The organism is Desulfopila sp. IMCC35006 (assembly GCF_005116645.1).
Classification (GTDB): Bacteria; Desulfobacterota; Desulfobulbia; order Desulfobulbales; family Desulfocapsaceae; genus Desulforhopalus_A.
Genome location: NZ_SWCM01000067.1, coordinates 1 through 304, shown reverse-complemented (window position 1 = coordinate 304; position 304 = coordinate 1). Strand labels below are relative to the sequence as shown.

At 39.5% G+C, this 304-nt stretch carries 1 protein-coding gene; it reads left to right on the top strand.

The window, feature by feature from the left end; translation table 11 throughout:
• On the top strand, positions 1-304 hold a 304-nt coding region (locus FCL47_RS24185), incomplete at both ends, for an ATP-binding protein (protein ID WP_240744362.1).

Genomic DNA, 304 nt, shown 5'->3' with positions numbered 1-304 from the left:
CAATTAATCTGGAATTTAAACATTCCGTTTGCCCGTTTTATTGTCGTATAGATCGGCAACAATTGAAAGTGGTGATCGAGAACATAGTAACTAACGCATTGGAATCGCTCAAAGGGGATTCAGGAACGATCGAAATCACCTTTGGTAGCGACTACTTCACCAAAGATCAATTCCCCATATATTTTCAGGATACCGATCTCAAAAATGGAATGTATTCTTTCTGCCAGATAAAAGATTCAGGGCAAGGGGTAAGTGCTGAAGATCTGCCTAAGGTTTTTGATCCTTTCTATACCACCAAGTTTGT